We start from the raw sequence: 8933 nt of genomic DNA on the forward strand, positions 1-8933 counted from the left end.
AGCTATATAGGATAAGTTAGTGCTTGTTGCACTTGACTTGACAATTCACGATTTTTTTAAATCTCTTTAAAGGTCATCGTTTTTTTATACAATTTGTTCTATACTATAGGTACATAAAGGGAGGGATTTATATGAAAAGGCAGTATTTAGTATTATTATCTAGTTTGTTTATTTTAACAGCTTGTAAGAGTCCATCAATAAAAACTTCCGAAACAACTACGACTAAAACAACTGTTTCTTCTACAACTACTTCAACAACGAAAGAATCGACGACTAAAGAACAACAAACTACAACTAAAGCAGCTTCTGAAACAAAACAAGAAACAACTACTCAAGAAGCTGAGAAAGTGATTGTTAAAAAGAACACTGCTTCAACTCCAACTTCCATGAATATAGAAGAAATTAAAACAGGAAATCTTTCAAGTATTAAAGGAACATGGAGAAATGACTATGGTCAAGAACTAACTTTCCATGAAAATGGAACAGTTTCTGTTAAAGAATCTACTTATAAAGTTCAACCAACTCAAACTCAATATCAAGAAGGACTGTTAAACTGGATTTTTACTCCATTAGAAAATCAACCAACCGTTGGGAGTGCCATTATGACTTTTGTTCCTAAAAATCAAGTTGTTACTTATGGACTCATTGAAGGAAATAAAGATACTTCTGATACATCAAAAGATCGTTTATTCGGTACTCAATCTGCCCTCACTTCAGACGCACTGAAAAAAGCAATGTATTACAAAGTTTCTGAATAATTAAAAATGGCTCGACCTTTTTGAGGTGGAGCCATTTTTTGTTAAATTCCTAAAAATTTCTCAAGAAACATGCTTGCAATCGTGAAATATACAAATACACTCGTTAAGTCACTGACTGTAGTAATGAATAAACCACTCGCGAATGAAGGGTCAAACCCCATAGAGTCAATTAACAATGGAATTAAACTTCCGGCAATGGTTGCTACTGTAATCGCAAAAAACATTGACACTCCAATAATACCACCTAAAATCCAGTTTGCTTGCCATAAACCTACTACGATAAAAATAATCAATCCTGTGGCAATCCCACTAATAATCCCTGTTGCAACTTCTGACAATATCGTCTTTACAAACACTGGTTCGTCTTCATTTAATCCTATCTTACGAACCGCAACGGCTAATGATTGTGTCCCCGCATTCCCTGCTGTACCTGTAATTAATGTAATGAAGATAGATAATACACTAGCTTGTCCAATAATTCCTTCATAACGACTTAATAAAGCAGCTGTTGTTAATCCTAAGAATAATAAACTAATTAACCATGGCAAACGTTTTGACGCCGCAATAAATGGGTTCACAGATTGTTCATCTACGTCTACCCCTGCTAAACCTGAGTAATCACTTGTTGCTTCTTCATCGATAACATCAATGGCATCATCGACTGTAATAATCCCTATTAACTTTTCTTCTTCATCAATAACTGGAATGGCTAAGAAGTCATAGTCTCGAATCATTTTTGCTACAGCATCTTGTGCTTCTTGTACTTCTACAGAAACAACACGATCGACCATAATTTCGCTGATTTTCACATCTTCTTTATGAACAATTAAGTCTTTCAGTGTTAAGACACCTTTTAAGCGATTCTCTTCATCTACAACATACACATAATAAATTGTCTCTGCTTCTTCTGCCATTTTTTTAACAGTCGTCATCGCACTTCCAACTGTTTGACTTTCATGGATTGCGATAATTTCTGTAGTCATCATCGCACCGGCTGTATCATCTTCATAATTTAATAATACACGGATTTCATTGGAAGTTTTATGAGGCATCATGCGCAAATATTTTCTAACTTCATCTTCTTGTACTTGTTGCAAAATATCTACTGCATTATCGGCATACATTTCTGCCAACATTCTTGCAGCATAACGCTCATCCATTTCACGAAGATATTCTTCCACATCTTCAACATCTTCTTCAATAATTTCAAATACAGGTGCCATGTCTTCTGGCGACAGATATTGATATACCAATTGACGTTGTTCCACACTTAGTGATAAGTAAATCTGAGCTTGATCATAAGTATGGTTTTCTAAAAATATTTCTTTAAATTGATGTTTATCATCTGTTTTTAACGTATGATGAATTTGTTCTAAAATTTCATCAAATTCATAAGCCATTTCAGGCATCGAATCACCTCTATTTATTCATTCTTTTTTCACTTGAAATAATTATACCTTTTATCCTACAAAATTGACAATATGAACTCCTTTATTTTTATAGATTTTATTCATTGATTTTGCTACACTGATAACAAATAAATGATTAGGAGATACATTATGAAAAAAAGACTTTTCTTATCAACTTTACTCGTAGGTGCTTGCCTATGTGCTTCTGCTCCAATTTTTGCTCAAGAAACAACCGATACTAAGCAAGAGTTAACGAGTAAGACAGCAGTTTCTACTTCAACTATTAAAAATCAATGGAAACAAGTAGATGGTGCTTGGTACTACTACAATGAACAAGGCGAGAGCTTAAAACAAACATTCTGGAATTCCTACTACTTCCATAAAGATGGAAAAATGGCAAGTAGCGAATGGATTTTTGAAAATAATCATTGGTATTATGCAAAGCCTTCTGGAACTTTAGCTCAAAATGAATGGATGGAGATTAACCAACATTGGTATATCTTTAATACGCAAGGAATTTTATTAACGAATCAATGGAAAGATGCCTACTATTTAAAACCTTCTGGTGCAATGGCGGAAAACGAATGGATTTATGATACAACGTATCAATCATGGTTCTATATTACTGCTAATGGCCGTTTTGCTCAAAACACTTGGAAAGATGATTATTACTTAAAATCAGGTGGATACATGGCAAAAAATGAGTGGATTTATGATTCTTCTTATCAAGCATGGTTCTATCTAGATAGAAATGGGTTATACGTAACAGGTTCTCATGTCATTAATGGAGCTCTTCATAGCTTTAACGGAAATGGTGCATGGATTCGAGAAATAAAGGAAAACACAACTTCAAATGAATTACCATTTGCCACAAGTAACTATCAAAAAGTGATTTTCCTAGATCCTGGTCATGGTGGTAAAGATCCTGGTGCCCAATATTTAGGATTAAAGGAAAAAGACTTAACCCTTCAAGTTTCTCAGCAATTGAAAACAAAACTAGAATCCCTTGGTTATACAGTCATTATGAGCCGTTCAACAGACGTTTTTGTTGATTTCGTGACTGAACGTTCTAAAATGTCGAATGAAACAAATGCAGATATGTTTATTAGTATTCATTTTAATGCAACAGGTCATGGACTTGATAGTGGTGAAGATGGAATTCAAACCTATATGTATCAACCAACGGGTAATATTCCTTCTGTCATTAATAAAAAATGGCATGATAATCCGACTCGCTTGAAATATAGTTATAAACTTGGTTCTTATATTCATCAATCAGTTTTAGCAACGACTCAAGCAAAAGATGCTGGATTATTATCGAAGAGTTTTGCCGTATTACGTGAAACAAACAAGCCTGCTGTTTTATTAGAATTAGGATATATGGACGATTCAAAAGAATCACAAAAAATTCGTACAAAAGAATACCAACAAAAATTAGTAGACGGAATCGCTCAAGGAATCCAACAATATTATAATAACTAAAAGAAACACCCGAGAAAGCAATCTAACTTTCTCGGGTTTTATTCGTAAACGGAAAACTTTCCCTTAGTACAAAAGCAAGAAATCTTATAGCTGGCTACTGGCTTCCTTGAACACATTCTTGTACGTCCCTTCCTGCCTTCCCCTACGAAGATACAAATAAACTTTCCCATAGTACGAGTAATAAAAGCCAATCGGCTTTTATTACAGGGAAAATCAAGACCCTAGGCTTGATTTTTAGCTATGAGACCCCACAGGGGGCTGCTAGCGTCCTAGTACTATAGGAAAGTTTATTTGTATCTATCTATTTGTATCTATCTTCTTCTATCCACTCCGCCATGTCCGTCGGAAACGGGGCCTTCACACACATCTTCTCCCCCGTCATCGGATGAACAAAATCCAACTGACTACAATGAAGCGCCTGCCTCACAAGAGGCTCAATCTTCTCGCCACCATATAAATCGTCTCCTAACAACGGACAACCAAGCCAACTAAAATGCACACGAATCTGATGCGTACGCCCCGTATGCAAACGAATCTTCACCAATTGACTATGCTGATACGTCTCCTCTAACCAATACTCCGTTAAAGAAGGCTTTCCATCCGGTCTCACACAGCGATTAATAATCGAATCATCCGTTCGACCAATCGGCGCATCAATCAAATCATGCTCTTTCAAAACATCCTGTTTCGTCACAATTGCATGGTACGTCTTCTGAATCGTTTTATTTCGAAGCGCCTGATCCATCCACGCATGAACTACACGATGTTTGGCAAACATCATCACGCCCGTTGTATCACGATCTAATCTCGTCACAACATGAGTCACACAATCTTGAGTTCTTGTTGTTTGTAAATAACCTTTTACACGATTTGCCATTGATTGGTCTGGATGTAATTGTGACGGTATCGAAGCTGTTCCTTGTGGCTTATTTACAATTAATAAATAGTCATCCTCGAATAAAATATCCAAAGGAATATGACTGGGAACAACTGTTTCATGCTCTCCTTCAGGTGGAATCACCATTGTGAGTACATCACCAGGCACTAATGTCTTTAAAACAATTTCCTCTCGACCATTGACGAGTAATTTCCCATTTCGTTTGACATGGGCTAAAAATGTTTTTGTAATTCCTTTTTCTTGTAAAAAACTACGCATCATCATCGGTGATGAATACGGATAAGTCCATGTTAAATTCAATGATTTCCCTCATTATCTTTCTTCTAAGTCTATTTCTCTTGCTCCGATAAAAGAGTTTTCCACTCTATCCCAAAAATGAGTATGACGATAGCGTACAAATGAAACACGCTTTTTACTAATATGTAAATGTGCTTTAACAATATCATTCGCATCATATGTTAAATGATCCATTGATAACACCATCCCATTTTCACTATGAGGTAGTAGGGTAAGTACTTCTTCAGGCGAAAAAATCATTGGAGAACTTAATGTACGATAAACACGATTATTAATCGAAGCCATTTCCGTCATTTGCATCACTTCTGCTCTTGGATGAACAATGGCTCCCCCTAATGATTTATTCACTCCAGTTGAACCCGTTGGAGTTGCAACACAAACGCCGTCTCCTCTAAAGTTCTCAAATAATTCACCATTAATCAATACTTCGCAGACAAGTGTTCCATTTACTTTTCTTAAAGTTGCTTCATTCAAAGCAATATGGTAATCAATCGTACCGTCAGTTTTTTCTAAAGTAACATCTAATAAAGGATAACTCACACTTTCCCCTTGATCATGCTTCAAGCTTTCAATTAATTCACCTGCTTGAAAATCACGCCAATCTGTATAAAAACCCAAATGTCCTGTATGAATCGCTGCAAAACGAATATGATCTAATTGAGATTTATAATGATGAACAGCACCAAGTAAAGTCCCATCTCCCCCAATGGTAATCACAACATCTGGATTTTCATCATCTCGTTCAAATTCCTTATTACAACATAAATTCAAAAATTCATCTGCTACTTTTTGACTTTTTTCTGATTGATTATAAAATAACCCTACTTTCATCGATTCACCCACCCTTCTCTTTTTTCAAATATTTATGATTTTCTCTTACGCTGATTTTCTTTATTCGTTGAGAAAATATATTGAGCTTCTCGAATTTCTTCTCGAATTTGTGACATCTCTTCATCTAATAAGAAGGCCGCCTCTGCCGCTCTTTCTAATCGCTCATGAATAATTTCTGGGAATTCTCCCTTATACTTATAATTTAACGAATGTTCAATTGTTGCCCAGAAATTCATCGCTAATGTACGAATTTGAATTTCTACTAAAATTTTCTCTTCCCCTTCAATTCTTTGAACAGGATATTCTAATACAACATGATAGGAACGATATCCACTTGCTTTTTTTTGATGGATATAATCACGTTCAATAATAATCGTAAAGTCATTTCGTTGACGGAGTAATCGTACCACTTCAAAAATATCATCTACGAATTGACACATAATCCGTAGTCCTGCAATATCTTGTACTCCCTCTAAAAAGTCTTCTGTTAAAATCTTTCTCACTTGCATTTTTTCACGGATACTATCAGGTGTTTTCACACGTCCCGTAATAAATTCAATTGGAGCGTGTTTGCCTTTTTGTCGATATTGAAGGCGAATGCCTTTTAATTTAATTTTTAATTCTTCAATTGCTTGACTATATGGTGCTAAAAAAGCATCCCAGTCTTCAACTTCTGGTAAATATTTTTCTTCCATTTACTCACCTACTTTAATCTCATCCCTCCTATAATAGCATATTTTTTACTGACTCTAAAAGAATTTTAATAATCTTAAACTCTTCAATGGTTATTATTTGTAATTCATAGTAATTTAAGCTAAAGTAGAAAAAGCTTTGTGATAGAAAGAGGTAGAAACATGGCCCATTTAGAAAAAGAATATAAAAATCTTCTAACAAAAGAGCAATACGAAGCTTTAAAAGAAGAATTTCAATCTATTTTCACGAAAGATATTACGCAAACGAATCAATATTATGATTGTCACCAACAATTGGAAAACAATCGTTCTGCTCTTCGTATTCGTCTTATTGAAGGACAACAAACGGGAGAAATCACGTTAAAAATCCCTCAATCTGATTGCGAAGTCATTGAGATTACAGAAGAATTACCTAGCGAACAATTACAATGGTGGGTTGAAGAAGATATTTTCTTACTTCCAACAAGTATTAAGCTAGCGCTTGAAGAACAAGGGATTGAATTATCAAACATTTCTCCAACTGCTACTTTAACTACCCATCGTTTAGAAGGGCTAATAAGACCTGGTTGTTTACTGGTATTAGACGAAAGTCACTATGCAGGTCAAACGGATTATGAAATTGAAATGGAAGTTGAAGATTTAAAAGAAGGAAAAGAAACCTTCTTGGAAATTTTACATCGTCATGGTATTACTCCACAAAAACCAATTAGTAAAATTAGACGAGCTTTACAAGCATTTAAAAATATTGGCTAATTCAGGGCTTTTTATTCCGTTTTTTTTCAATTTTCTGATACAATAAAAATACAAATCAACGAAAGGAGATCTAGTTAGAAGTGAAGAATAGTGAACTGAGTCATATTCAACCTAGTCCATTATCTACTGAGAGAATTTTCGACTGTTACTTATTTATTAATCCAATTGGAAAACAATGTTATCATTGTGAGCAAGAAGTGATGAAATTTATTGAACGAACTCCATATAAAGTACACGTTCATTTCATACCTTTTCATAATTTTAAATCTGTAACGCAATATATGAAAAATAATCAGTTAAATGACAAGAATATTGACTTACGAAACGAAATCTATACAAAAATCTATGATGCTTCCCTATCTTATAAGGCTGCCCTATTACAAGGAAAAAAATTAGGAAGAGCCTTTTTAATGGAATTGCAAACACAACTACATCTTCTTCATAAAGAATACACTCCTGAATTATTACAGGAAATTATTCAAACAATTGGACTTGATGAAAAAATGTTTTACGAAGATAAAGCAAGCAAACTCGTTCATCAAGAATATGAAAAAGATCAACAAATTGCGCAAGAAATGATGGTTGAATCAAACCCTTCTCTTGTTATTTTTGATAATTTAAATCAACAATTTGGAGTTATCTTACATGAAAACATTTCTGCAGATATGATTGAACATGTCTGTGAAAATCTAAATCATGCAATAGATAAATACCCTAAAAAAACACAAAAGCATCAAACATGCTGTGTGGTTAAAATGGTACATTAAACTATAAGAGGCTGAGTTTCAGTCTCTTTTTATTCATTGGAGGCTATTTATGGCAACAACCGTATTATTATTAGATGAACAAACCATTCAACATTTGGGTGAAATTTATAAAAATTCCATCCATCAAATCCCCCCTCATGCATATTATCAATTAAAGCTCCCCTCTTTATCCGTTACTGCTTACAAATCAGGAAAAGTTGTATTACAAGGAACAGCTATAGATGAATTTATTCAAAAAAATCATTTAATAGATGCTACAAATACATCTTCTTCAAACAAGTCGGCAACAGGATTGCCCGAAGATTTTTCAACTTGGAGTGTCATTGGAAGTGATGAAGTGGGCACAGGAAGTTATTTTGGTCCATTAACTGTTGCTTGTGCATTTGTTCCAAAAGATAAAATCAAAACTTTACAACTACTTGGCGTAAAAGATTCAAAAAATTTAACAGATGCTCAAATCCAAGAAATCGTTCCAAAAATCAAGGAGTTAGTTCCTTACAAGCTTCTTACTTTATGGCCTGAAAAATACAATGAAGTGCAACAAACAAAAAATTTAAACGAAATGAAAGCACTGCTTCATAATCAAGCGATTAAATTACTGTACCAACAATTAAATCCTGAAACGGTTCAAGCTGTGTTAATCGATGAATTTTGTTCGCCAAAAAATTATTACCGTTATTTACAAGAACAAACAACACCGCTTAAATCGATGACGTATTTTAAAACAAAAGGCGAAAGCCACCATAGCGCAGTAGCTGCTGCATCGATGATTGCTAGAGATGCCTTTTTAGAAGGTTTAAAAACATTATCTAAAGAATATGGCTATAAACTACTATCTGGTGCTCACACGGATGTTGATGAATTAGCGAGTAAAATTTTAGAATACGATGGTATGGAAGTACTAAGCAAAGTTGCTAAATTACACTTTGCCAACACCCAAAAAGCTATTGATTTAGCAAAATAATCCATAACGAACAAAGGCGTGAGGCTAGGCATAAAGTCTCAAAAATAGAAGAAAGCACGTCCTGATTTTGCGAAAATCAAAA

The 8933-nt window shown here is 34.4% G+C and carries 9 protein-coding genes; 5 read left to right on the top strand and 4 right to left on the bottom strand.

From position 1 onward, the window contains the following. The first annotated feature begins 131 nt into the window (after positions 1 to 131). Positions 132 to 758: a DUF6287 domain-containing protein gene (locus RWL86_RS07770; RefSeq protein WP_314078590.1), complete on the top strand. Its 627-nt coding sequence runs from the start codon at positions 132 to 134 to the stop codon at positions 756 to 758. 41 nt (positions 759 to 799) lie between these two features. Here the strand turns inward: RWL86_RS07770 and mgtE are convergent, their stop codons facing one another. After that, positions 800 to 2167, bottom strand: coding sequence for a magnesium transporter (gene mgtE / locus RWL86_RS07775; protein ID WP_314078592.1), 1368 nt, complete (start codon positions 2165 to 2167; stop codon positions 800 to 802). 150 nt (positions 2168 to 2317) lie between these two features. Between mgtE and RWL86_RS07780 the strand changes: the two genes are divergently transcribed. After that, on the top strand, positions 2318 to 3649 hold the full coding sequence (locus tag RWL86_RS07780) for an N-acetylmuramoyl-L-alanine amidase (protein ID WP_314078595.1): 1332 nt from the start codon (positions 2318 to 2320) through the stop codon (positions 3647 to 3649). A 301-nt stretch (positions 3650 to 3950) separates the two neighbouring features. Here the strand turns inward: RWL86_RS07780 and RWL86_RS07785 are convergent, their stop codons facing one another. The 3 genes from RWL86_RS07785 to RWL86_RS07795 are packed head-to-tail and all read right to left on the bottom strand — an operon-like array spanning position 3951 to position 6370. Further along, complete coding sequence (locus tag RWL86_RS07785) at positions 3951 to 4847, bottom strand: RluA family pseudouridine synthase (RefSeq protein ID WP_314078597.1); 897 nt, start codon at positions 4845 to 4847, stop codon at positions 3951 to 3953. A gap of 12 nt (positions 4848 to 4859) precedes the next feature. Beyond that, positions 4860 to 5675 carry an NAD kinase gene (locus RWL86_RS07790; RefSeq protein ID WP_314078599.1) on the bottom strand — a complete coding sequence of 272 codons (816 nt, stop codon included), beginning with the start codon at positions 5673 to 5675 and terminating at the stop codon, positions 4860 to 4862. A 32-nt stretch (positions 5676 to 5707) separates the two neighbouring features. Next, a complete protein-coding gene (locus tag RWL86_RS07795; RefSeq protein WP_314078600.1) occupies positions 5708 to 6370 on the bottom strand; it encodes a GTP pyrophosphokinase family protein in 663 nt (220 codons plus the stop codon). A gap of 159 nt (positions 6371 to 6529) precedes the next feature. On the opposite strand from RWL86_RS07795, the gene RWL86_RS07800 reads away from it, so the two are divergent. From RWL86_RS07800 to rnhC, 3 genes are all read left to right on the top strand, one after another. Beyond that, entirely contained in the window at positions 6530 to 7120 is a 591-nt protein-coding gene (locus RWL86_RS07800) for a CYTH domain-containing protein (protein ID WP_314078603.1), read from the top strand. 80 nt (positions 7121 to 7200) lie between these two features. After that, on the top strand, positions 7201 to 7887 hold the full coding sequence (locus RWL86_RS07805; protein ID WP_314078605.1) for a DsbA family protein: 687 nt from the start codon (positions 7201 to 7203) through the stop codon (positions 7885 to 7887). 49 nt (positions 7888 to 7936) lie between these two features. Continuing rightward, positions 7937 to 8851: a ribonuclease HIII gene (gene rnhC, locus RWL86_RS07810; protein ID WP_314078606.1), complete on the top strand. Its 915-nt coding sequence runs from the start codon at positions 7937 to 7939 to the stop codon at positions 8849 to 8851. The last annotated feature ends 82 nt before the right edge of the window (positions 8852 to 8933 follow it).

It is taken from the genome of uncultured Granulicatella sp., from assembly GCF_963515095.1.
Lineage (GTDB): Bacteria > Bacillota > Bacilli > Lactobacillales > Aerococcaceae > Granulicatella.

Excerpts from the sequence above, each read along its gene's own strand:
- rnhC (WP_314078606.1), top strand. The coding sequence starts at position 7,937 with ATGGCAACAACCGTATTATTATTAGATGAACAAACCATTCAACATTTG.
- RWL86_RS07790 (WP_314078599.1), bottom strand. The coding sequence starts at position 5,675 with ATGAAAGTAGGGTTATTTTATAATCAATCAGAAAAAAGTCAAAAAGTA.
- mgtE (WP_314078592.1), bottom strand. The coding sequence starts at position 2,167 with ATGCCTGAAATGGCTTATGAATTTGATGAAATTTTAGAACAAATTCAT.
- RWL86_RS07800 (WP_314078603.1), top strand. The coding sequence starts at position 6,530 with ATGGCCCATTTAGAAAAAGAATATAAAAATCTTCTAACAAAAGAGCAA.
- RWL86_RS07795 (WP_314078600.1), bottom strand. The coding sequence starts at position 6,370 with ATGGAAGAAAAATATTTACCAGAAGTTGAAGACTGGGATGCTTTTTTA.
- RWL86_RS07770 (WP_314078590.1), top strand. The coding sequence starts at position 132 with ATGAAAAGGCAGTATTTAGTATTATTATCTAGTTTGTTTATTTTAACA.
- RWL86_RS07780 (WP_314078595.1), top strand. The coding sequence starts at position 2,318 with ATGAAAAAAAGACTTTTCTTATCAACTTTACTCGTAGGTGCTTGCCTA.